The organism is Nonomuraea cavernae, from assembly GCF_014646355.1.
Classification (GTDB): Bacteria; Actinomycetota; Actinomycetes; order Streptosporangiales; family Streptosporangiaceae; genus Nonomuraea; species Nonomuraea cavernae.
In genome coordinates, this window is sequence record NZ_BMNH01000031.1 from 51941 (window position 1) to 74823 (window position 22883).

Genomic DNA, 22883 nt, shown 5'->3' on the forward strand with positions numbered 1-22883 from the left:
CCGATCATGGCTCCTTACAAGCGAGGGGTCACTGGTTCGAGCCCAGTACCGCCCACCTGCGAGAAAGCCTCGTTTCCGATCATGGAAACGGGGCTTCGTGCCGTTAATGTGGGCCTTGCCCAGGCAGCGGCCGGGCTGCATGCCGGGCTTGGCGAGGCGGCCGTTGCCGTAGACGTACGGCGTGACGGACATGCCGTCGATCTGGACGGGCGTGTGCGGGAGCGCCGGCATCGGGGCGGGTGGCACCGGCTGGACCGGGGCGAGGATCTTGACCGCCACCGTCTTCTGGGCGGGCTTGAGGTCGGGTCACCGTCCATGACCGCGACCTGCCAGACAGTTCTGCGGTCTGCTTGTCGCGGGCCTGCACGAAGCGCCCGTTGGACGAGGCGTCCAAGTGGCGGTCGCCGGGTCATCGTGGAGGCGTACGACTCCCATGACTGGGATGGGGATTGGCGCTGCTACTAGCGTGCAGCAGCTTGCGCACCGCGTGCAGAAGGCACGGAACACCAGCGGTCAGAGCATGCCTCCGGCGGGGGACTCCGCTCCGGGATGATCGGCGTACGCGTTTAATCCGGGGCAGTTAGTTGAGGTGGAAACCCGATCTTCCCGCCCGCCACGTCCCAGGCAGAGCCCAGCACATCAAGGCCAGGGGCCAAGTTCGTTCGTCCAGTAGGGCGTTCCACCTTGACCCCTGGCCTTGATCCGCTGCATTGCATGTTGGACGAGGCAGACGGGAAGATCGGGCAGGGCGGAGCGCGAGGAGAGGGATTCCTGCCGTTCGATCCCATGTGGGATGCTCTCCGCCGTGACCGAGTCCGAGGATCCCCAGCCTTACCGTTCGCCGACCAATGCCTCCGAGGACTATGAAGCGGTCCGAACCATTGGGACTGTCGCCGTGGTCGCCGGTGTCGCCATATCGTTCGGGATTCTGATCTTTGATGAACGATCCCCCTCGTGGCCATGGCTCGTTGGTCTATGGATCATGGCCCTGATCGGCGTTGGCTTGCGGATTGAGGCGGGGGTTCGTGAGCGTCGACGCTCTTGAGCACTGGCGTTCATCGCGTTGGCGATCTGCCGGTCGGCTTCCGCTGTGCTGTGCTGGTAGATCAGGGCTGCTCTGACGGAGTCGTGTCCCATGCGCTGTATGAGATCTTTGAGGCTCGCGCCGGAGAGGCGGCGATCGTGTTACCGGTGTGTCGCAGGTCGTGGAAGTGTAGCCCTGGAAAATCGATCTTCCTGGTGCTCTTGTCCCACTTGGCCGCGCGCCAGAAGTTGCTGCGGCGGAGGATGCCGCCTCGGGAGCCGGTGAAGATCAGAGCGTCGGCCTCGGGCTCGGTGAACTGGTCGAGGTGGTCGCGGAGTGCACCGGTGATTGCTTCCGGGATGGCGACCGTGCGGGCTCCGGCACGGGACTTGGGCGGGCCGACGAGGAGTTCGCCCGTGTCGAGTTCCACATGCTGTTGCCGAACGCTGACCGTCCGGGCCGCGAGGTCCAGGTCCATCCGCCGCAGGGCCGCTACCTCACCCCATCGCAGGCTGGCGAAGGTGGCGAGAAGGACCAGGGCGCGGAGACGTACGGGCATCAGGTCGGCCAGCTCGAACACCTTCGCCACGGCGGGGCTGGTCATCGGTGGCCTCCCGCGTCGGCTGGAGGGAGGCTGCGGTGTGTGATCTCATCGCCGCGGTCACGCGCGTTGAATTCGTAAGGTCGACTGGGATGATCATGGTGGTTTGAGAGTCAGGCCGCCCTGTCCAAGGCGGCCGGTGATCAGAGGAGGCCGGTACTGGATCTTCTTGAGTTTGCGCTTGACGATGCGGACCAGGCCGGGGACGTCAGCCACGACGAAGTTGCCGATCGAGCGTTTCAGCGGCCAGGCACGGCTCGCTCCAACTCAATCAGGGCCAGTGGGGGACCTTCGTCGAAGTCGTGGTCGTGGGTCCTGCCGGTCTCGGCGAAGCCATTCTTGGCGTAGAAGCGGCGCGCTTGGGCGGAGTCCCGGAGCGTCCACAGATGCACGTCGTCGTACCCGGCGTCTCGCACTCGGTCCAAGACGGCCATCAACAGGAGCACCGCGATGCCGCTGCCCCAGACCTCAGGGTGGGCGAAGAAGGTATGGATCTCCGCGAGGCCGGGGCGGGAAGTGGAGGCCCCGAACCGGGCGAAGGCCCCCGGCCGCTCGTTCAAGCGTGCCAGCAGGATCGTGTCCACGCCCTCGGCCAGAATGCCGTGCCACTTGGTGCGCCGCTCCTCGATCCCGGCCGCAGCGACCTTCGGCGTGCAAAACGGGCCGTGCGAGACGCCCCAAGACAGGGCGTGGATCTCGCCGAGGATGTCCCCGTCACCGGGTTCCGCGGGGTGGACCGTGATCGCATCAGGCATGGCGTAGACACTACAAGTAGCGGGCAGGCGGCAGTTCTTCGCGCTGTATAAGCGCTGGCTTCTCCGTGGTGATCAGCCTCGATTGAGGCACTCTCGGTGACCACCGTGTTGGAGTGATCGCCGAGACTTGACGGTTTTGGTGTCGCCCTTCTGCCGTACGGATCGCCAGACGTAGACCGCGAAGTCGTCGTGCTCCCAGCCGGTCTGAGCCACCGGTAGCCAGGCGGCACAGTCCTCGTCGTATGCCACGACGTGACCGGCCGGTCGAGGATGCCGTGGATCAGCCTGAGCGACCGGGTGCCCAGTTCGCCCGTCTTGCCAGCGAGCCACTTATCGACGTCCTCTACTGAGAGATCGCGTAGCTTGCGCGCCCCGAGAGCAGGAATCACGTGCTTGTCGGCATAGGTGGTGTACATTTTCACCGGTTGACCTCCTTGACGATGGTGCGCGGGTGCACCGAACTCGTGGCGTAAGGTCGAGGCTGTGAACGATCAGCAGGTCCCGCCGTTCGCCGAGGCCCGTGCCGCCGCTGGCGCCCTGTTCTTCGATGACAGTGGTCGTGTGCTTCTCGTCCGTCCTACGTACAAGCCCTCCATGGACATCCCGGGCGGGTTCGTCGAGCCGGGGGAGACCCCGCACGAGGCGTGCATCCGAGAGGTGCAAGAAGAGCTGGGCATTCAGCCGGCCATCGGCCGTCTCCTCGTGGTCGATTGGGCGCCTCTCCCGGAGGAGGGCGACAAGGTGCTGTTCGTGTTCGACGGCGGAACCTTGGACGGCGAATTGCTCAAGCAGATCACGTTCGTGGACAACGAGTTGAGCGCCTACGAGTTTCATCCTGTCGAGGAACTCGACGGTCTGCTGATCGAGCGGCTTGCGCGTCGCCTCAGAGCCGCCGCCACTGCCCGCGAGCTTGGCAAGACCGTCTATCTGGAGTACGGCCAGGCCGTTCCCACTGAGTGACTATCTGAGTGACCATCTGAGTGACAACGGCCCGGGACGAACGTGGACGGTCGAGGACCGGGGCGGAACGTTCGCCGAGGTGAAATCCCGAATCAAGCGAGGTTCCACATTCTCCTGGCGAGCCTTACAAGCGAGGGGTCACCGGTTCGAACCCAGTACCGCCCACCGAAGAAGGGGCGCGAATGTGAAGACGGCAGGTTCGGAGCCGGGCGCGGTCAGCGGCATGATCCTCACCCTTCTGGCGATCATCTGGTGCGTCGGAGTCCCGGTGTGCCTCTGGCAGATGATCGGTGCCTCGCTGGGATATCCCGAAGGCGACCGCGAGGGCGCGAAGGCGTGGGAGACCGCAGCCATCGTGATCTTGGCCGGCGCGCCTGTCCTCGCGACTGGCATCTGTGTCTTCACCGGCAGGGTCGTGCGCGCGTGGATCCTCGGCCTCATCGCAGTGGCGATCGCCGGGTTCGTCGCGACGGGGCTGTACCTGGACGCGCGCCAAGCGGAGCTGCGCCGGCCTCCGCCCCCTCTGCCGTCCGGCTACTGCGCTGAATACAGCGGTGGTGACAGCGACTGTCCTGGCGGGTAGGCGTGGAACGAGACGAGCGAGCCTGCCGCGCCGCCGCCCGGATGGCCGCATCGGTGGGCTCAACCGCACTCGCCACGGGGCCGCGGGTCACCGAGGCCGGGGGCCCTTCTTTCTGCGGCCGGCCGGCGCGGCCCGGCGGCCCGAGCTCTTCTGTGCGGGTTTCGGTGCCTGTCGCGGTGCCGGTTTCGCCGAGGGGGAGGCGGGGGTACGGCCCCGCGAGCTGTTCGCGGTCCGCCCGCGGACGATGCCGATGAAATCCTCCACCAGGTCGGTGGTCGCGTCCGTGGGCCAGGCCAGCGCGACCTGAGACTGCGGCGCGTCCGTCACCGGCCGGTAGGTGAGATCCCTGCGGTGGTGGAGGCGTGCCAGCGACTGCGGGACCAGGAGCAGCCCGCTGCCGGCCGCCACCAGCTCGACCGCGTCCGCCGTCGTGGCCGGGCGGGTGAACGCGGGCAGCCCGGGCCGGTCCGTCCACTCGATGGTGTCGTCCAGGGGATGGAACACCTCGTCGTCGGTCAGGTCGGCGATGGTCACCTCGTCGGCGGCGGCCACCGCGTGGTCCTTGGGCACCACGACCACCGTGGTCTCCACGTAGAGCGGGATCACGCTGAGCCCGTCGCGGTCGACCGGCAGCCGGACGAATCCGGCGTCGGCGCCGCCGTCGCGCAGGAGTCGCACCACCTCGGCGGCGGGAACCGTGACCAGGGTGATCGGCACGCCGGGCATCCTCTCGGTCCAGACGTTGACCCATTTCGCGGGTGTCACCCCAGGTGCGTACGCCAGCCGGAACACTCCGCCGATCTCTCCATCAGTCACGTCCACAGGGTATCGATGGCAGGGGAACCCGTTCGGACTGACTACTCTTGGCGCCATGACCTCGTCCAAACCGAAGACCGTCCAGACGATGAAGCCCGAGACCGCGGCCAAGAAGCTGGGCGTCCTTCTCTCGGCCACTCCCGCCGAGTTCCAGGCGGGTGTCGTCTCCAGGGACGAGCTGAACGAGCTGCAGTCGTCGCCACCTGCCTGGCTCGCTGACCTGCGCCGCAACGGCCCGCACCCCAGGCAGGTCGTGGCCGCGAAGCTCGGGGTCTCCCATTCCGGCCTGGCCAGAGGCGGGATCACCGGACCGCTCACCACCGCTGAGATCGACGCGCTGAAGGCGGAGAACCCGGCGTGGCTGGAGCGCGAGCGGTCCATCCAGGCCGAGGCCCGCAAAGAGGCCCTCCGCCTCAGGCAACGCTAGACAGATCCCCTCAGGGACGTCTCGCCGTACCACGCGGCAGCGAAGGTCAGGTCCAGCCGTGTTCTCTGGCGGCCATGCCCGCCTGGAAGCGGGTGACCGCGTTGAGGTCTCTCATCAGGAGGTGGATGCGGCGCTGCACGGTGCGCAGGCCGAGGCCGAGTGAGCGGGCGATGACCTCGTCGGTCAGGCCGGCGGCGAGCAGTCCGACCAGCTTCCTGTCCAGTTCGGCGGGCCCGTGGTCCGGCGAGGCGGGCCTGGGCGCCGCGCGCAGCGGGGAGGCGCGCTTCCACTCCAGCTCGAACAGGGCCAGGAGGGCGTCGAGCAACGTGGAGCGGTGCACCACGAACGCCGCGTTGATGCCGTTGACGCCGTTGAACACGGGGACGAGGGCGACCGCCTCGTCGGCCATCCAGAGCTTCAGCGGCACGGTGGGCAGCACGCGCGCCTGTTCGCCGGCGGCGCAGGCGGCCCAGATCGTGTCGAGCTTGCCCGGCAGGGTCAGGGTCTCCTGGTCGTACAGGCTGCGGTAGTCGATGCCGGCGAGGAGCATCTGGCGTTCGCGGTCCTCGTTGCTGTTGAGGACGGACATCACGAACGGCGGCCTCTCCATGACGCGGAAGACGGCCCGCGCGCTGTCCTGGATCGCGTACGCGCGGCTGAGGATGTTCTCGGCGCCGGTGATCACTTCGATCTGCTCACCGGGGTGCACGGTGTTCCTGGTGGCGCGGTGGAACGACGAGGTCAGGTCGTGGACGGCCGAGCGGGCCTGGTTCAGCTCCTCCTCGCGCAGCGCCAGCATGGGCTTGAAGGCGACGTCGGGGGAGATGGCGACGTAGCGCGCACGGCGCCCGGGTAACCGGTTGGCCAGGCCGCGCCGGGCGAAGGTCGCCAGCATGCGGGCGACCGCCGCCGTCGACAGGCCGCAGCACGCCGCGAGCTCTCCGGCGGTCGAACGCGGCCGGTCGACGAGGGTGGAATACAGGTGGCTCTCGGTCGGTGACAGCCCGATCGCTTCCAGCATGCGAAACCTCACTCATCTGGCGGCATCCCGCCATGTGGCGGGTTCCAGTCCGGAGTGCGCCCTTGCGCGGTGACCGATTCCCAAGATTAAGTCAGCAAAGAATTGATCTCCATGGCTTTCGGCCGGTGATCGGCCGGGGCGCCGCAGTGTTCGGAGGCTGTCCCGCAGATGGTGCAATCCCCCAGGTTACGTGTGCTCGGAGCTTTGCTGCTGGCGGTCGTGCCGCTGGCCGTGGTCAGCGAGGGCGCGTCGGCGGCGCCGCCCGCCCCGGCCGTGAAACCGTCATCCGTCGTCATGTCCCCGGTCAGGCTCACGCTGCTGACCGGGGACACCGTCGTCTACGCCAGGGACGGCTCGGGCCGCGCCTCGGTGACCGTGGACCTCGCCCCCGGCCGCGAGACCCTCACCTACCGGGCCCAGCAGGACAAGCGGGGCTACTACGTGTTCCCGAGCGACGTCCAGCCGTACGTGGGCGCTGGTCTGCTGGACAAGGAGCTGTTCAACCTCGACTCCCTCGCGGCCGGCGGCGGTGCGAAGGGAGGCGACCTCGGCCTGATCGTCCAGTACCAGGACCAGGTGAAGGACTCCGAGATCGCGGGTAAGGTCCGCGCGCTGAAGGGCGGCCAGGATCCGCTGGTGCTGAAGAGCATCGACGGCGCCGCGCTCAAGGTGGACAAGGAGCAGGCGGGCGCCTTCTGGGAGTCGATCCGCGGCGAGGCGCCGTCGATCGCCAAGGGACGGCCGGCGACCGCCGATCCCGCCCTGGGGGCCGGCCTGCGCAAGGTCTGGCTCGACGCCAGGGTCAAGACCCTCGACGACGTGAGCAACCCGCAGATCGGCGCTCCCACCGCCTGGGCCGCCGGGTTCGACGGCACCGGCGCCGAGGTGGGGATCATCGACACCGGCGTCGACGACAAGCACCCCGACCTGCGGGACAGGATCGCCGCCGTGCGCAACTTCGTGCCCGAGGGCAATCCCGGCGGGGGTGATCCCGACGTGGTCACCGACCGGCACGGGCACGGCACCCATGTGGCCGCCATCGTCGCGGGCAGCGGCGCGGCCTCCGGCGGCAGGTACAAGGGCGTGGCCCCGGGCGCCCGGCTGAGCATCGCCAAGGCGCTGGACGACTCCGGCAGCGGGCAGACGTCCGAGATCATCGCCGCGATGCAGTGGCAGGCGGAGACCCGCCGCGTCCGGGTGGTCAGCATGAGCCTGGGCGGGAGCCCCACCGACGGCACCGACCCGCTGAGCCAGGCGGCGAACGAGCTCACCGCCGAGCACGGCACGCTCTTCGTCGTGGCGGCGGGCAACTCGGGCCCGGATCGCTCGACGGTGGCGGCCCCCGGCGCGGCGACGGCCGCGCTCACCGTGGGCGCGGTGGACGGCGCGGACCGGGTCGCCGACTTCTCCAGCCGCGGCCCGCGCGTGGGGGACGTCCCGACGATCAAGCCGGAGATCACCGCTCCGGGCGTGCGGATCATCGCGGCCCGCGCCGCGGGCACCGCGATGGGCGGACCGGTCGACGACCACTACACCGCGGCCTCCGGCACCTCGATGGCCACGCCGCACGTGGCCGCCGCCGCCGGCATCATGGCCGCCAAACACCCCGGCTGGACCCCGGAGCAGCTCAAGACCGCGCTGGTCGCCACCGCTCAACCCCTCGAAGGCAGTCCGTACGACCTGGGCGCCGGACGGCTGGACGTGGGCAGGGCGGTCACCCAGCACGTCTTCGGCGACCTGTCGGAGGTGTCGGCCAAGTTCGTCGAGCCGTACGACGGCCAGACGCTGACCAGGAGGGTGACCTACCGCAACACCGGCGAGGAGTCCGTCACCCTGGCCCTGTCGGTGGCGCTCGCGCACGGCGACGCCGCGGCCCCCGACGGGATGGCGACGGTCACGCCGTCGTCGCTGACCATCCCGGCGGGCGGCACCGCCGAAGCCCGGCTCACCATCGAGCCCACCGTCGGCGCCGCCGGTTGGTACGCGGGCAGGCTGACGGCGAGCGGCGGCACCGAACGGCTGACCGCGCCGATCGCCTTCCACAAGGGGGCCAGGTACAACACCCTGAAGGTCAGGCTGGTCGGCGACCCGAAGTGGTCCAGGATGTATCCGACCGTCTCCTTCTCCCGGATGAACGACACCGATCCGCTCCTGGACGGCGAGCCGCTCGAGTTCCAGGGCGGACAGTGGCGGGCCACCGACACGGACAACACCTGGGAGCAGGACGTCAGGCTGCCGCACGGCGGTGTCTACTCGGCGATCACTCAGGTGCTGGGTTTCGCGGTCCCGGACCGTGAGCCGCAGCACCATCTCATGATCGAGCCGGAGCTGCGCCTCGACGGCGACGCCACCGTCACCTTCGACTGGAGCGGCACCAAGCCGATCCAGTTCGCCACGCCGCGGCCGTCAGAGGCGAACGGCTTCAACATGATGTACACCCAGTCGGCCGCGTCCGGACGCCAGACGCACAGCGGTCTCATCACGGTCTACGAGGGCGTCCGGCCGAGCGGCTTCTTCGTCTCGCCCACCAGGGCCCCGTCGCTGGGCGGCGCCGTGCTGAACCTCGACCAGATCCGCCGCGCCGCACAGGTCCGGTTGACCGTGGCGGGACAGGAACTGGACCCCTACTACGCGACCGACCGGCTCGACGCCATGCCCAAGTTCGCCACCGATCGCCGCCTCACCCTGGCCAGGGGAGGGAACCTGCGGGGGAAGCTGGCCTACGTCACCGGCGAGGCTCCCGAGGAGTTCCTCGCGGGCGTGGACGCGGCGGTGGCCGCCGGCGCCGCGGGCGTGCTCGCGGGCAGCCACATGGGACGGGTGATGTCCGTCGAACCGTACGTGGACCACGCCAAGATCCCGGTCATCTCTCTCGGCAAGGCCGACATCGCCCGCGTGGAGGCGGCCCTGGCGGGTAAGTCGTCCCTGCGGGCCGACCTGAAGGCCGAGCTGACCAATCCGTACGAGTACAAGCTCGCCTCCTGGTTGCGCGGCGGCGTCCCCGGCAACCTGAGCTTCACCGTCAAGCCGAGCGAGCTCGCGCAGATCGACACCACCTACCACGCCCAGTTCGCCCCTCCGGCGGGCAGGCACGGCCCCGGCACCAACGCCTCGGAGGTCAACCACCACTTCGGTCCCGGCGTGAACCTGAGCTACCGGGCGTCGATCAACTTCGCCATCCCCGCCAGTCGCACCGAGTACTACAGCGTCCTCGCTCCGGACCTGCTGTGGCAGCGCGGCTACCAGTTCAGCGACACCGGGGCCGCCGAGGCCATGCGGATCGCCACGTCCAACCGCGGGTTCCCACGGCCCGTGCGGGAGACGGAGCACTGGAACGAGCCGCTGGTGCCCTCCCGCGCCGCGGTCGGCCCTGACACGCCGGCCAACTTCGATCTCGCGCTCTTCTGCGACACCTGCCGGCAGGGCGACCGGCTGCGCCTGCGCACGCTCAGCGCCGCGGGCCTGGGCTACTACGCCGACGCCTCCGATCCGAGCCACTCCTACCAGGGGGCGCCGGGCACCGAGGAGACCCGCCTGTTCAGCGGTGACCGGGAGCTGACGCCCGAGACCGACCAGCTCGGCCTGCCCTACTACACGGTCCCCGCCGGCGAGGGCGTCTACCGGCTGACCAACGTGTTCAAGGACGGCTTCACCGGCCGGCACGGCGGCACCAGCGTCGACACCAGCTGGACGTTCCGCTCCGCCCGCCCGGCGGCCGGCAAGCCCTCCTTCCCCTGCCTGGACGGCAAGCTGTTCGGCGACCGGAACCCGTGCGCCGAGCTGCCGCTCATCCAGCTCGTCCACCGGCTCGGCCTGCCGGCGGACGACACCGTACGGGCGGGCCGGCCGTTCACCTTCACCTTCGACGCCAAGGGCGGCGTGGGCCGCTCGACCAGGCTCCGTGTGTGGACGTCCGCCGACCAGGGCGCGCACTGGACTCCGGCCGTCGTCGTACCGGGCCTCGGCACCACGCATCGGGTGGTGACCAGGCACCCCGACACCCCGGGGACGGTCAGCATCAGGACCGAGGCGGCGGACTCCGCGGGCAACTCGGTGCGGCAGACCATCGTCGACGCCTACAAGGTCAAGTGAACAGGGGGATGGGGGGCGCCCGAAGGCGCTCCCCATCCCCTTGGAGGGGGCGTCCAGCGGCCGGCTCCGTGACGCGCGTCAGTCCTGTACGGTCTGGGCGGCGACCAGGTCGGCGTACCTGCCGCCCAGGGCCATGAGTTCGGCGTGGGTGCCGCGTTGCACGACCCGTCCCGAGTCGATGACGAGGATCAGGTCGGCGTCGCGGACCGTGCTGAGCCGGTGGGCGATGACGATCCGGGTCTGGACGAGGCGGCTCAGGTTGGCCTCGATGACCGCCTCGGTGGCGCTGTCGAGGTTGCTGGTGGCCTCGTCCAGCAGCAGCACCTTGGGCCGTGACAGCACGGCGCGGGCCAGGGCGAGCCGCTGCCGCTGGCCGCCGGACAGCCCGCCGCCGTCGGTGAGCACGGTCTCGTAGCCCATCGGCATCGCCGCGATCTCGTCGTGCAGCCCGGCCAGCCGGGCCGCCGAGACGACCCGCCGGAGTGACGCGCCGGGGTCGTTCATCGCGATGTTCTCCCTGATCGAGCCGTTGAACAGGGAGGGGTCCTGGGTGACCACGCCGAACTGGCGGCGCAGGGTGCGCAGGTTCAGCTCGGCGGCGGGGACGCCGTCGTAGCGGATCTCACCCTCGGTGGGCAGGTGCAGCGCGAGCAGCAGTCTGGCGAGGGTGCTCTTGCCCGAGCCGGAGGCGCCCACGAGGGCGACCTTCTGGCCGGGCCGGATGGCGACCGAGACGCCCCGCACGGTCCACGGGCCGCGGGGGCCGTGCCGGAAGCTCACGCCGCGCAGCTCCACGGCGCCGCGGAGCCGGAGCACCTCGATGCCGTCGCTCGGCTCGGGCTCGGAGGCCAGGATGTCCGACAGCCGGTCGAAGTGCGCGCCGGCCTGCTGCAGGCTCTGCAGGCCGGTCATCAGTGAGCTCAGCGGGGTCAGGGCGCCGAGCGCGATGGCGTTGAGCGCGATCAGCTCGCCCATGGTGAGCTCGCCGTCCAGCACCCGCCAGGCGCCGAGCCACAGCAGCCCGAGCGGCGCCACCACCCGGATCGCGGACAGCGAGGCCTCCAGGAAACCCCTGGTGAGGCCGCTGCGCACGTCGGCGTTGAGCTGTTTGGCGAAGTGGCCCGACCACTGTTCCACCGCCCGTTTCTCGGCGCCCGACGCCTTGAGCGTCTCGATGCCGGTGATCGCCTGGATGAGGCTGCTCTGCGAGGCGGACAGCGCGGTCAGCTCCTGCCGGGTGAGCAGGGCGATGCGGTTGGTGGTGGCCAGCAGCAGCACCGTCTGGAGGAGGGCGACGCCGGTCAGCGCCAGCCCGAAGACGGGGTCCCAGAGGTGGACGAGGACGAGGTAGCCCACGGCCAGCGGGCCGTCGAGCAGCGCCGCCACGACCTGGCCGGTGAGGATGTCGCCCAGGGACGAGACGCCGGCGGCGCGGGTGACCAGGTCGCCCTTGCCGCGCTGGGTGAAGTAGCGGTAGGGCAGGGCCACCAGGTGACCGACCACCCCCTCGGTGAGCTCCTGGTCGGCCCGGGCGCGTACGGCGACGAGCAGCGCCGCCCGCAGGTAACCGATCACCAGCTGGGCCGCGCCCGCCAGCAGCACGGCGACGCCCAGCAGCGACAGGAGCTCCGCGCCCCGCGCGGGGACGATGGTGTCGATCAGCAGCTCGGAGAACAGCGGCAGCGCCAGCCCGAGCAACTGCAGCAGCAGCGAGGCGGCGATGACCTGCGCGAGCAGGCCGCGACGGCGCCGGAACAGGGTGCGGAGGAACTCGCGGCGCCAGGCGCTGGCCATCGAGGTCGTGCCCCGGTGGAATCCCTCGCCGGGTTCGAAGACCAGCAGCACGCCGGTGAACCCGGCGCTGAACTCCTCGGCGGTGAGCCGGCGACGGCCCTGGCTCGGGTCGACGACGTCCACCCGGTCGGGCGACCAGCGTTCGACCACCACGAAGTGCCTGAACTCCCAGTGCGCGATCGCGGGAAGCGGCACCCGCGCCAGGTCCTCGGGCGCGAGGGAGAAGGCCCGCGCCTTCAGGCCGTGCTCGCGGGCGCCGTCCACGATGGCCTTGGCGCTCAGGCCGTCCCTGCCGACCTGGAGCCGTTCGGCCACCTGGAGCAGGGTGGTGCGCTGGCCGTGGTGGCAGAGCACCATGGCCAGGCAGGCCGCGCCGCACTCGGTGTCGGTGTTCTGCAGCAGGACGGGGACGCGGCGCATCATCGGACCGTCTCCAAAATCACCGCGGTCAGCACGGCCGCGCCCGCCGCGATGACCGCCACCGCCACCCACAGCAGCAGGAACGAGGGTGTCCTGATCACCAGCGACAGGCGGTCGCCGGTGTGGGCGCCGTCGCGGCCGCGCAGCGCCTCCTCCCGGTAGACGCCGTGCCGCCCGGGGGCGTCGTGCGCCTGAGGGGCCTCGTGGCCGGCCACGTCCAGTGCCGTTCCTTCCCGCCGCGTCTCCGCGACCCTGCCCGGTTCGCCCGGCCTCGGGTCGAACGCCGGTCGCCGAGGCTCCGAATCGGCCCCGGCCTTGGAGAAGGCTAGGAACGGCCTCTTGGAAGTCAGTTGGGAACCACCTGAGCCCCGGACTCCGCCTGCCGGAGGACGGGCCGGGTTCCCGGCCTGGTGATGGGTAGGGGGAGAACGAGGGATTGGAGGAGGTGAAGATCGTGAACGAGAAACACTGGGACGTTCAGATCGACATATCCGAGAACGACGACACCACGACCGCGCAGGCCACTCTCGCGACTCCGGCCGACGCGCAGCTGACCGGCTACGGCGAGGCGCACCGCAACCCGCACGACCCGCCGGCCGCGGGAATCGGTGACGAACTCGCCGCCGCCCGGGCGCTGGACGACCTCACCCGGCAGCTGCTCGGGGTGGCCGACCAGGACGTGGTGCGCAACGCGAGATCCGGCTCGGGGGTGGGGCTGGCCTGATCACGGCAGGGGGCGGCCGCGCCTCCGGCACGGACGGATCGCCGTCCGGACGGGGTCCGCGGGAGCGCTCGTCTTCTCGCGGACCCCGTACGGACAGGTGGCGAAGGTCCCCTACCCTGAGCGCATGATTCGCATCGCCACCCCCGACGACGTCCCCCTGATCCTCGAACTGATCCATGACCTGGCCGAATACGAGAAGGCTCCGCAGGAGGTCCAGGTCACCGAGGAGCAGTTGCGCGACACGCTCTTCGGCGACGCGCCCGCCGTCTTCGCGCACATCGCCGAGGACGGGGGAGAGGTGGCCGGGTTCGCCATGTGGTTCCTCAACTACTCCACGTGGCGCGGCACGCACGGCATCTACCTGGAGGACCTGTACGTCCGGCCGGACCGGCGGGGCGGCGGGCACGGCAGAGCGCTGCTGACGGAGCTGGCCCGGATCTGCGTCGAGCGCGGATACCAGCGGCTCGAATGGTCGGTCCTCGACTGGAACGAGCCGGCCATCGCCTTCTACCGGTCGCTCGGCGCCGGTCCGATGGACGAGTGGACCACGTTCAGGCTGACCGACGAGCCGCTCCGGCGGCTCGGGAGCGGCGCGTCGCGGCGGTCGTGAGCGCGCGGGAGCGCCGGGGCCCCCGGCCGGCGTGGTCCGGGCAGGGTTTCGGGTATGCGATCTTGACCGTAAGCCAGGTTTGGGCTATACCGATCTGATCAACTGTTCATACGACCTGGGATGCGTGGATGAGAGTCCGACGATGGGCGTACCAGGGTGCCGCCGCGTGAGCGGCTACCAGCTCGACAGGATCGGCGGCGGGCTCGTCGTCTCCTGCCAGGTGCCGGAGGATCACCCGCTGCGCGACACCGGGATGGTGGCCAGGCTCGCCGAGTGCGCCGAGCTCGGCGGCGCCGCCGGGCTGCGGATCGACACGCCCGAGGACGTCCTGGCGGTGCGCGAGCGCACCGGTCTGCCGGTGATCGGCCAGCACAGGGTGCCCTTCGCGCACCGGCACCTCATCACGCCGACGCTGCGTCTGGCCGCCGGGCTCGTGGAGGCCGGGGCCGACATCGTCGCGATCGACGTCACCGCCGAGTCGCCGTCGGGCCCCGACCTGGTGGCCGCCGTCCGGCGCAAGTTCGACCGGCCGGTGATGGCCGACGTCTCCACGGTCGAGGAGGGCCTGAAGGCCTGGGCGGCAGGCGCCGACGTCATCGGCACCACGCTGTCCGGCTACACCGCCCGCCAGTTGCCCACGCCCGGTGAGCCCGATCTCGACCTGGTGGGCGCGCTCGCCGCGCGCGGCGTACGGGTCGTCGCCGAGGGCCGTTACCGCACCGAGGACCAGGTACGTCAGGCGTTCGCGGCCGGCGCCTGGTCGGTGGTCGTGGGTGACGCCATCAGCGACCCGATCGCCATCACCGGCCGGCTCGCCCGGGTCACTCCTGCCGCCACCGTCATCGAGGCCGCCGGATAGGGAGGCGGACCGGGCGGCGCCTCGCCGAGGCGCCGCCGTCGTCCTAGGACCTGGAGTGCGCAGGCTGCTTGACCCCGGCGGTCGAACGCCGGAGCATGTCGGCGTCCTGCTCCTGCTCCTGCTCGAGGTCGCGGTGCGTCTCCTCGATGCGCAGCGCCACCCCCAGGGCGAAGAACGTGGGCGCCCACTCGCCGACGAAGATGCCCCAATGGTCGGCCCGCTCGAGAGCCGAGCCCTTGGCGTTCCTGGACACCATCCACGACGCGATGGAAAAGCCGATCGAGGCGGCGCCGGCAATGTAGGCGTGCTGGGACTTGATGCCCATCTTGTGCAGCATTTTGATCATGATTTCCCCCTTGGTGAGGTGCTGTTACCCGAGGTGGAGGCCGGTAACCGAGCCTCAGGCCGTTTTGCCGGGTCTTGACGGCGTCCGTCCCGGAACCCGGTTCTCGCCCCGGACGCGAGCGCCCGACGTGCTCGTTTAGGCACTTCGCCCCCGGGCATCCACTGCGGAAACTCACGAACCGGGGGGTGTGCCATGCCGGCGTTCGACGCCTCCGCCTACGGGCGGAGCATCGCCGACATCTACGACGCGACCGTGCGCGAGCTGCCCACCGAACGCGCGGTCGAGCGGCTGCACGAGCTGGCCGGCGACGGCCCCGTGCTGGAGTTCGGCATCGGCACCGGCCGCCTGGCGCTGCCCCTGGCGGCGCGTGGGCTCGGCGTGGCGGGGATCGACGGGTCGCCGGAGATGGTGGAGGTGCTGCGGGCCAAGCCGGGCGGCGAGGACATCGCGGTGATCGTGGGCGACTTCTCCGCCACCACGGTGAAGGGCCGGTTCGGGCTGGTGCTCCTGGCGGCCAACACGATCTACGCCCTGCCGTCGCAGGACGACCAGGTCAGATGCTTCCGCAACGCGGCCGAGCATCTGCGGCCCGGCGGCAGGTTCGTGGTCGAGGCCTGGGTGCCCAATCTGAACGCCTTCCAGGACGGCTCGGCGCTGCGGCTGCTGTCGATGAGCGAGGACGTGGTCGTCGCCGAGGCCGCGCAGGTGTTCCCGGCCGAGCAGCTGATGCGCACCACGAAGGTCAGGATGACCGCCGAAGGGGTACGCCTGTTGCCGGCCAACCACCGCTACGCCTGGCCGGCCGAGCTCGACCTGATGGCCCGCCTGGCCGGCATGGAGCTGGAGCACCGCTGGTCCGACTGGGACGGCGCCGCGTTCACCGATGCCAGCACCGCACACGTGTCGGTCTACCGGCTCTGACCTTGGGAGTGATTCCGATACGCCTGCCTGAGGCCCGCGGTCCCATCACCGCGCACCTGTTCGAACGGCTTCGCGAGGCACCCGGCGCCACCGCGCCGCCCCTCCCGTCCGCGGCGCCCGACCTGGAGGATCCCGATCTGCAGCTCGCCCTGTTCGCCTGCTACGAGCTGCACTACCAGGGGTTCGACGACGTGGACGACCGCTGGGAGTGGGAGCCGTCCCTGCTGCGGGTTCGCGCGATGCTGGAGCGGGCCTTCGAGGAGGCGCTGGCGCGGGCCGTGCCCTGGCCGGAGCCGGTGGGGCCGCGCGATGTGCGGCGGAGGCTGAACGAGCTGGCCGCCGCCGCCGACGGGCCGTCGGTGTCGGCGTTCATGCGGCGCGAGGCCACCCTGGAGCAGTTCCGCGAGTTCGTCGTCCACCGGTCGATCTACCACCTCAAGGAGGCCGACCCGCACACCTGGGTGATCCCGCGACTGCGGGGCGGCCCCAAGGCCGCGCTGGTGGAGATCCAGGCCGACGAGTACGGCGGCGGCCGGCGCGAGCGCATGCACGCCGAGCTGTTCCGCGGCACCATGCGCCACCTCGGCCTGGACGACTCCTACGGCGCCTACCTCGGCCGGGTGCCGCCCATCACGCTGGCGATCTCCAACGCCATGTCGCTGTTCGGGCTGCACCGCAGGCTGCGCGGCGCCGCGCTCGGCCATCTGGCGGCCCTGGAGATGACGTCCTCGCAGCCCAACCGCCGCTACGCCATGGGCCTGCGGCGGCTCGGCGGCGACGCCGTGGCCACCCGCTTCTACGACGAGCACGTGCAGGCCGACGCGGTGCACGAGCAGATCGCCGTGCACGACATGTGCGTCGGGTTCGCGACGGAGCACCCCGAGCAGACCGGCGTCCTGCTGTGGGGCGCGGCCTGCGCGCTGACCCTGGAACGGCTGTGGGCCGGTCACGTCATGCCCCGCTGGGAGCGGGGCCGGACCTCGCTGGCCGGTGACAGCGTCGCGTCGAGCCCGGTGTGATGGACCTCGACTATGTCCTGCCGCTGCGCTGGGACGACGACTCGGGGCTGGACGAGCTCACCGTCTACCTGCGCGGCCTGGCCCGTCACGTGCGGGTCGTCGTCGTGGACGGCAGCCCCGCCGGGCTGTTCGAGCGGCACGCCCGCCACTGGCGCGGCCTGGCCCTGCACGTGCCTCCCGACGCCGGCCTCCGCTTCGCCAACGGCAAGGTGGCCGGCGTCACCACCGGGCTGCGGCTGGCCCGCGCCGACCGCGTGGTGATCGCCGACGACGACGTCCGCTACGACGTGGCGGGACTGCGCCGGATGCACGCGCTGCTGGCCGGGGCCGACCTGGTCCGGCCGCAGAACTACTTCGACCCGGCGCCCTGGCACGCCCGCTGGGACACCGCCCGCACGCTGCTCAACCGGGGGCTGGGCGCCGACTATCCGGGGACGTTCGGCCTGCGCCGGGAGTTCTTCCTGCGGATGGGCGGTTACGACGGCGACGTGCTGTTCGAGAACCTGGAGCTGATCCGCACCGTCCGCGCCCACGACGGGATCGAGGTCCACGACCCCGGCCTCTACGTCCGGCGGCTGCCGTGCGACGCGAGGCGGTTCTGGTCGCAGCGGGTCCGGCAGGCCTACGACGACCTGGCACAGCCGATGCGGATGGGGCTGTTCCTGGCCGTGCTGCCCGCCGTGACCGCGGGGCTGGCGCGGGGGCGGTGGAGGGCGTTGCTGGCGGGCGCCGGCCTGGCCGTGGGCCTGGCCGAGGCGGGGCGGCGGCGGGCAGGCGGGCGGCGGGTCTTCCCGGGCAGCGCGTCGCTGTTCGCCCCGGTCTGGGTGCTGGAACGGGCCACCTGCAGCTGGCTGGCCGTGGGGGCGGCGCTGACCGGGGGAGTGCGGTACGCGGGCCGCAGGCTCGGCACGGCCGCCCACTCGCCGCGCCGGCTGCGCGAACGCCGGCGTCAGGCCGGCGGGCCGGGCTCGCTCGCGGCCCGGAAGCCCACCACCTTGTGCGAGCCGTCGCAGAACGGCTTGACCGACGACCGGCCGCACCGGCACAGCGCCACCGTGGCCCTGCCGGGATCGATCGGCACGCCGTCCTGAGTCAGCAGCGCGAACCGGCCCCGCACGAGCAGCGGGCCGTCCTCGCAGGCCGTCACCGTCACGACCGTGTCGTCCTCGGGAGGATCGTTCTGGGCAGGCATGCGCCGCCACCTGCCCTGGGAGGCAACCGGAAAACTTGCTCACGGTCACGCTTCACTGGACGGCGTGAGATCGTTCAGAGGTCCGATCGTGATCAGATCGCGACCACCCCTTCGTGGTCCCAACGTAACGTCCTCGGGGTGCCTGAGGTCGAGTCGAAGTTGAGCAACGAGCCCCAACCGCTGCCGCAACGCGAGGACGCCCAGCGCTGCCGCAGCGTCGACTCCGAACGGCGCTGCGTCCTCCCCATGGGTCATCAAAGCGGCCATGTATACCCGCCTGCGGAGATCGTCACGGAGTTCTAGTGCCCGACCTCGATGCCCCTTAGCTCCGTAAAGGGCGCGTCCGGACTGGACAAGTGGGCATTCGGGTGGAGATCGCCTGGGCATCAAGCGGGCATGCACCAGAACTTCCACCGCAAATCGCTCCTGCTGGCGGCCGTCGTCGTTCCTGCCCTACTGGCGGGGTGCGCGGCCGGAGGCAGTACGTCCGCCATGGGCGTGGCCAGTCCGCCGACCGAGACCACGAGCCCGATGCCGCCCGAAAACGAGATGAGCCCCCTGCCCACCGGCTCGGAGATGAGCCCGGGGGCCACGGAGAGCGCCGAGCAGGGCTCACCGAAGGCCGCCGTCCAGGGATACTTCGACGCCCTCAAGGCCGGTGACGCGGACAAGGCCGTCGCCGCGTACACCCCGGAAGGGCTCGCCGCCGTCCAGGGCATGGCGACCGCGGAGGGCACGGACGCGCTGACCAAGCTCTACAAGGAGATGCTGAAGGAGAAGGACACCGCGACGCACAAGATCGAGGAGGCGGCCGCGGCCGGTGACTGGGCCTTCGTCCGCGCGTCCAGCGAGAAGGACGGCCAGAAGATGAGGGAGTTCTTCATCCTCAAGAAGACCGGCAACGAGTGGAAGATCGACCGCTACATGAACAACGACTCCTCCTGACCGGGGCCCGGAGCCCAGGTCATGCCCGGCGAGCACGCCCGGGACGAGGACGAGCGAGATCAGGGGCCACCCCGGCCGCGACCACGGCACAGACGGTGAAAGCTCGCGACGAGACCGTCGACGCCGAGGGCGGCCGGGGTCGCGCTTGTGAACGGCGCCCCACCGGGCGCCACCGCGACGGGACACGCACCCGGGCCACGCGCGACCTAGTGTGGCCGCATGGGGGACCTCTCGCGCTATCAGCATCCTCGGTTCGCTCGGATGTACGAACGGATGAGCGGCCAGGCCGAACGGTTCGGCATGGCCGGGCACCGCGATCGGCTGCTGTCCGGGCTGTCCGGGCGGGTGGTGGAGGTAGGGGCGGGCAACGGCCTCAACTTCCCCCACTATCCCGCGGAGGTCCGGGAGGTCGTCGCCGTCGAGCCGGAGGACGTGCTGCGCGGCCTGGCCGAGCGGGCCGCGCCCACCTCGCCGGTGCCGGTCCAGGTCGTCGCCGGGCACGCGGGCGAGCTGCCGTTCGACGACGCGACGTTCGACGCCGCCGTGGTCTCGCTGGTGCTCTGCTCCGTGGAGTCCCAGGCCGCCGCGCTCGCCGAGCTGCGCCGTGTCCTGCGGCCGGGCGGTGAGCTGCGCTTCTTCGAGCACGTACGCTCCGGCAGGCGGGTCCGGGCCACCCTGGAGCACCTCGTCACCCCGCTGTGGTGGCGGTTGTGCGGTGGCTGCCGCCCCAACCGCGACACCACGGCCGCCATCCGCGACGCCGGGTTCACGATCGAGGCGAACGACCGCTTCGTCTTCCGCCCGGCGCCCGGCTCCCCCTCCATGACCCACATCCTCGGCCGCGCCCACCGCTGACCCCCGGGAACCCGCGCCGCCTCTCCGGTGTACCAACACCGGAGGTGTGTGATGAAGAGGATTGTGACCATCCTGGTCGCGGTTGCCGCGCTGGCCGCCGGGGCGCTCCCGGTCTCGGCCGCCGGCAACTGGGCGGTGACCTATCTCGACCCGATGCCCGAGCGGTTCGCCCCCGGCACGACGTACACGCTCGGGTTCTGGGTGCTCCAGCACGGCAGCCACCCCTATGAGGGCGACCTGGGCGAGACGGGCTTGCGGCTCACCGGCGACGGCGGTAAGGAGCTGACCTTCCGCGGCACCCCGCTGCCCGAACGCGGTCACTACGTCACCGCGATCGCCGTGCCCGAGGGATCGTGGCGCGTCGAGGGCGTCCAGGGCCGGTTCGAGCCCTATCTCGTGGGCACGCTCAGCGTCCCGGGCGGCCTGGAGGTGCGACCGGTGACCGGCGACGTGGTGATGCGGGTGGGCAAGGACTACTGGGGTGACATCCGGCCGCCGGGGTTCTCGCGCGACGGGCAGCCTCCCAAGGCCGCCGCCGTGCCATCGGCCGGCACGCAGGCCACCGCGCCGGCCGCCGGGCCGGCAGCCCCGCCCGCGACGGCGCCTGCCGCCCCGGCCGTCGCGGCTTCTCCGCCGGGCGGGCAGAGCGGGGTTCCGGGGTACGCGTTGCTGATCGCCGCCGCCGGTGGGGCGCTGCTGGCGCTGGCCGCGTCGCGGCTGTCCAGGCGGGGTCGGCGAGAGCCCGAGCCACCCGTGGACGAACGGCGGGACACCCTGGCCTTCCCGGGCTGACCGGCGCGGGACCGCGGCCTCCCGCGGGCCGGGCCGCGCCCCGGCCCGCGGGAGGGCGGGGTCAAGGCGCTTGTCAGGCCACCGGGCGTCTGAGAGATTGCGATTACCTTTGCGATCATCTGCCACGGAGGACACGCGTGCCACAATTACGCCCGGCCCTCTTCGCCGTCGCCCTCACGGTGGCGATGGCGGCCCCCGCCCACGCGGCCGTGGGGCCCGTCATCACCGTCGAGAACAACCGCACCCAACCGGTCTTCTCCTACGCGGACGCCGTCCGCGAGCACGTCTACGTCGAGTCCACCGTCGACAGCGACGCCGACGGCCGGCTGGACAGGGTCCGCGTCGACATCATCCGGCCCAAGGAGTCCGGCCCCGGGCTCAAGGTGCCGGTGATCATCGATGAGAGCCCCTACTACGACAACTCCGGACGCGGTAACGAGGGGGAGCGGAAGGTCTACGACGCCAACGGGAATGTCACGAAATTTCCGTTGTACTACGACAACTTCTTCGTGCCCCGTGGCTACGCCGTCCTCAACGTCGACATGCTCGGCACCACCAAGTCCGACGGCTGCCCCGACATCGGCGGCAAGGCCGACGTGCTGGGCGGCAAGGCGGTCATCGACTGGCTGAACGGCCGCGCCCCGGCGTTCCGCGCCGACGGCGGCCCGGCCGTGGCCGACTGGACCACCGGCAAGGCCGCGATGATCGGCAAGTCCTACGACGGCACGCTGGCCAACGCCGTCGCCGCCACCGGGGTGCGCGGGCTGGAGACGATCGTGCCCATCTCGGCGATCAGCTCCTGGTACAAGTACCAGCGCTCGAACGGCGTGGTCTACAACTACGACTACGCCTCCTGGCTGGCCGACTACATCGACACCGATCCGCAGGCCAAATGCCAGGCCGTACGCGACCGCATGGACGCCGAGGACGGCGACGACACCGGCGACCACAACGCCTTCTGGGCCGAGCGCGACTACATCTCCGGCCTGCTGGGCGACGTCTCGAAGGTCAGGGCCAGCGTCTTCGTGGCCCACACCAGCAACGACCTGAACGTCAAGCCGGACAACTTCTCCACCTGGTGGCAGGCGCTGGCCAAGCGGAACGTGCCGCGCAAGATCTGGGTCGGCCAGTACCAGCACGTGGACCCGTTCGACTTCGAGGGCCGCAGGGACCTGTGGGTCGACACGCTGCACCGCTGGTTCGACCACTGGCTGCACGGCGTGCGCAACGGCATCATGAACGAGCCGCGCGCCGACGTGCAGGTGGGGCCGACGCAGTGGATCACGCAGCGCGACTGGCCGGCGCCGTACGCGGCCAAGCTCCGGTTGCGTCCGGCCGCCGACGGCTCGCTCGGGCTGAAGCCGGCCGCCAAGGGCGCGACCGCGTCGTTCGCCGACGTGCGGATGTCGGAGTCGGACATGATCGCGAACGTGGGCACGGCCGACCCGGGCCGCGTGGCCTTCACCACCGGGCCGCTCCCGCTCAGCCTGCGACTGTCGGGCACGCCCACGGCGGACCTGAGGGTCAAGCTCGACCAGCCCACGGCCAACCTGACGGCCCTGCTCGTCGACTTCGGCGACGCCACCCGCGTCGACTGGCGGCGCGGCCAGGGCATCACCACCGTCGCCGAGGAGGACTGCCACGGCGAGAGCACGGCCGCCGACGACGCCTGCTACCGCAAGGTCGTCACCAACGTGGCCGACCGGCCCGCCGAGATCGTCGCCCGCGGCTGGATCGACGTGCGCAACCGCGACTCGCTCAGCGCGCCCGCTCCGCTGCCCGTCGGGACGTACGGCACGGTCAGGTGGGAGACGTTGCCGCACGACTACACCTTCGCCAAGGGGCACCGCCTCGCCCTGGTGATCGCGGGCACCGACGGGACCTACACCAGCGAGACCGGCACCGGCGCGAACGTCACGGTCGACCTCGCCCGGAGCAGCGTCTCGGTGCCGTTCGTGCTGGGCACGCCGCTGGTGGACGTGCCGAAGGACCAGGGCGCCTTCCGTGGCCCCGAGCGGCTGTGGCTGCCGGAGCCGGAGCCGGAGTTCAGCTTCTTCTGACCGGTGCCGGCCGGCCGGCCGGCCTGAGGACGTGCCGGACCGCCGGGTGGTTGCCACGCCGACCACC

22 protein-coding genes and 1 pseudogene are annotated in these 22883 nt (G+C 70.9%); 15 read left to right on the plus strand and 8 right to left on the minus strand.

Annotation, left to right across the window (positions count from 1 at the left end; genetic code table 11):
- Window positions 1–805 precede the first annotated feature (805 nt).
- Window positions 806–1045 (plus strand): hypothetical protein, encoded by a 240-nt coding sequence (locus IEY82_RS32900; protein ID WP_189128172.1) that lies wholly within the window; start codon window positions 806–808, stop codon window positions 1043–1045.
- Between the two features lie 61 nt (window positions 1046–1106).
- Here the strand turns inward: IEY82_RS32900 and IEY82_RS32905 are convergent, their stop codons facing one another.
- Window positions 1107–1628, minus strand: a complete 522-nt coding sequence (locus IEY82_RS32905) for a tyrosine-type recombinase/integrase (protein WP_189128173.1) — start codon at window positions 1626–1628, stop codon at window positions 1107–1109.
- Between the two features lie 236 nt (window positions 1629–1864).
- Window positions 1865–2380 (minus strand): GNAT family N-acetyltransferase, encoded by a 516-nt coding sequence (locus tag IEY82_RS32910; RefSeq protein WP_189128174.1) that lies wholly within the window; start codon window positions 2378–2380, stop codon window positions 1865–1867.
- Window positions 2381–2863: 483 nt separating this feature from the next.
- On the opposite strand from IEY82_RS32910, the gene IEY82_RS32915 reads away from it, so the two are divergent.
- Together IEY82_RS32915 and IEY82_RS32920 are read left to right on the plus strand one after the other, a co-directional pair.
- A complete protein-coding gene (locus tag IEY82_RS32915; protein WP_189128175.1) occupies window positions 2864–3340 on the plus strand; it encodes an NUDIX domain-containing protein in 477 nt (158 codons plus the stop codon).
- Window positions 3341–3524: 184 nt separating this feature from the next.
- The gene (locus IEY82_RS32920; protein WP_189128176.1) at window positions 3525–3923 is read left to right on the plus strand and encodes a hypothetical protein; all 399 of its coding nucleotides are present in this window, start codon (window positions 3525–3527) and stop codon (window positions 3921–3923) included.
- An 87-nt stretch (window positions 3924–4010) separates the two neighbouring features.
- Here the strand turns inward: IEY82_RS32920 and IEY82_RS32925 are convergent, their stop codons facing one another.
- Window positions 4011–4739: a LysR family substrate-binding domain-containing protein gene (locus tag IEY82_RS32925; RefSeq protein WP_225263268.1), complete on the minus strand. Its 729-nt coding sequence runs from the start codon at window positions 4737–4739 to the stop codon at window positions 4011–4013.
- Between the two features lie 55 nt (window positions 4740–4794).
- On the opposite strand from IEY82_RS32925, the gene IEY82_RS32930 reads away from it, so the two are divergent.
- Complete coding sequence (locus tag IEY82_RS32930; RefSeq protein ID WP_189128178.1) at window positions 4795–5166, plus strand: DUF5997 family protein; 372 nt, start codon at window positions 4795–4797, stop codon at window positions 5164–5166.
- A gap of 46 nt (window positions 5167–5212) precedes the next feature.
- Here IEY82_RS32930 and IEY82_RS32935 read toward each other — a convergent pair whose 3' ends face one another.
- Window positions 5213–6187 carry a helix-turn-helix domain-containing protein gene (locus IEY82_RS32935; protein WP_189128179.1) on the minus strand — a complete coding sequence of 325 codons (975 nt, stop codon included), beginning with the start codon at window positions 6185–6187 and terminating at the stop codon, window positions 5213–5215.
- A gap of 192 nt (window positions 6188–6379) precedes the next feature.
- Between IEY82_RS32935 and IEY82_RS32940 the strand changes: the two genes are divergently transcribed.
- Complete coding sequence (locus IEY82_RS32940; protein WP_189128180.1) at window positions 6380–10279, plus strand: S8 family serine peptidase; 3900 nt, start codon at window positions 6380–6382, stop codon at window positions 10277–10279.
- A 78-nt stretch (window positions 10280–10357) separates the two neighbouring features.
- On the opposite strand, the gene IEY82_RS32945 is transcribed toward IEY82_RS32940, so the two are convergent.
- Together IEY82_RS32945 and IEY82_RS32950 are read right to left on the minus strand one after the other, a co-directional pair.
- Entirely contained in the window at window positions 10358–12496 is a 2139-nt protein-coding gene (locus IEY82_RS32945; protein WP_189128181.1) for a peptidase domain-containing ABC transporter, read from the minus strand.
- Window positions 12493–12708 carry a hypothetical protein gene (locus IEY82_RS32950; protein ID WP_189128182.1) on the minus strand — a complete coding sequence of 72 codons (216 nt, stop codon included), beginning with the start codon at window positions 12706–12708 and terminating at the stop codon, window positions 12493–12495. The genes IEY82_RS32945 and IEY82_RS32950 overlap by 4 nt, the downstream gene beginning before the upstream one ends.
- 239 nt (window positions 12709–12947) lie before the next feature.
- On the opposite strand from IEY82_RS32950, the gene IEY82_RS32955 reads away from it, so the two are divergent.
- From IEY82_RS32955 to IEY82_RS32965, 3 genes are all read left to right on the plus strand, one after another.
- Complete coding sequence (locus IEY82_RS32955) at window positions 12948–13217, plus strand: dsRBD fold-containing protein (RefSeq protein WP_225263269.1); 270 nt, start codon at window positions 12948–12950, stop codon at window positions 13215–13217.
- A 124-nt stretch (window positions 13218–13341) separates the two neighbouring features.
- Window positions 13342–13827, plus strand: a complete 486-nt coding sequence (locus tag IEY82_RS32960) for a GNAT family N-acetyltransferase (protein WP_189128184.1) — start codon at window positions 13342–13344, stop codon at window positions 13825–13827.
- Window positions 13828–13993: 166 nt separating this feature from the next.
- Window positions 13994–14686, plus strand: a complete 693-nt coding sequence (locus IEY82_RS32965; RefSeq protein WP_225263270.1) for an N-acetylmannosamine-6-phosphate 2-epimerase — start codon at window positions 13994–13996, stop codon at window positions 14684–14686.
- A 43-nt stretch (window positions 14687–14729) separates the two neighbouring features.
- On the opposite strand, the gene IEY82_RS32970 is transcribed toward IEY82_RS32965, so the two are convergent.
- On the minus strand, window positions 14730–15032 hold the full coding sequence (locus IEY82_RS32970) for a hypothetical protein (protein WP_189128186.1): 303 nt from the start codon (window positions 15030–15032) through the stop codon (window positions 14730–14732).
- A gap of 192 nt (window positions 15033–15224) precedes the next feature.
- Here IEY82_RS32970 and IEY82_RS32975 point away from each other — a divergent pair, with 192 nt between their 5' ends.
- The 3 genes from IEY82_RS32975 to IEY82_RS39590 are packed head-to-tail and all read left to right on the plus strand — an operon-like array spanning window position 15225 to window position 18063.
- A complete protein-coding gene (locus IEY82_RS32975; protein ID WP_189128187.1) occupies window positions 15225–15953 on the plus strand; it encodes a class I SAM-dependent DNA methyltransferase in 729 nt (242 codons plus the stop codon).
- A gap of 8 nt (window positions 15954–15961) precedes the next feature.
- On the plus strand, window positions 15962–16972 hold the full coding sequence (locus IEY82_RS32980; RefSeq protein WP_225263271.1) for an iron-containing redox enzyme family protein: 1011 nt from the start codon (window positions 15962–15964) through the stop codon (window positions 16970–16972).
- Window positions 16972–18063, plus strand: coding sequence for a glycosyltransferase family 2 protein (locus IEY82_RS39590; RefSeq protein WP_225263272.1), 1092 nt, complete (start codon window positions 16972–16974; stop codon window positions 18061–18063). The genes IEY82_RS32980 and IEY82_RS39590 overlap by 1 nt, the downstream gene beginning before the upstream one ends.
- Here the strand turns inward: IEY82_RS39590 and IEY82_RS39595 are convergent.
- Window positions 18027–18164 (minus strand): annotated as a pseudogene (locus IEY82_RS39595) (hypothetical protein); the annotation flags it as partial. The gene IEY82_RS39590 and the pseudogene IEY82_RS39595 sit on opposite strands and share 37 nt — an antisense overlap.
- 396 nt (window positions 18165–18560) lie before the next feature.
- Here IEY82_RS39595 and IEY82_RS32990 point away from each other — a divergent pair.
- The 4 genes from IEY82_RS32990 (at window position 18561) to IEY82_RS33005 (ending at window position 22816) form a co-directional block, all read left to right on the plus strand.
- On the plus strand, window positions 18561–19109 hold the full coding sequence (locus tag IEY82_RS32990) for a YybH family protein (protein WP_189128189.1): 549 nt from the start codon (window positions 18561–18563) through the stop codon (window positions 19107–19109).
- A 219-nt stretch (window positions 19110–19328) separates the two neighbouring features.
- Window positions 19329–19964: a class I SAM-dependent methyltransferase gene (locus IEY82_RS32995; protein ID WP_189128190.1), complete on the plus strand. Its 636-nt coding sequence runs from the start codon at window positions 19329–19331 to the stop codon at window positions 19962–19964.
- Between the two features lie 51 nt (window positions 19965–20015).
- Window positions 20016–20756, plus strand: coding sequence for a hypothetical protein (locus IEY82_RS33000; RefSeq protein WP_189128191.1), 741 nt, complete (start codon window positions 20016–20018; stop codon window positions 20754–20756).
- Window positions 20757–20893: 137 nt separating this feature from the next.
- Window positions 20894–22816, plus strand: a complete 1923-nt coding sequence (locus tag IEY82_RS33005; protein ID WP_225263274.1) for a Xaa-Pro dipeptidyl-peptidase — start codon at window positions 20894–20896, stop codon at window positions 22814–22816.
- Window positions 22817–22883 lie beyond the last annotated feature (67 nt).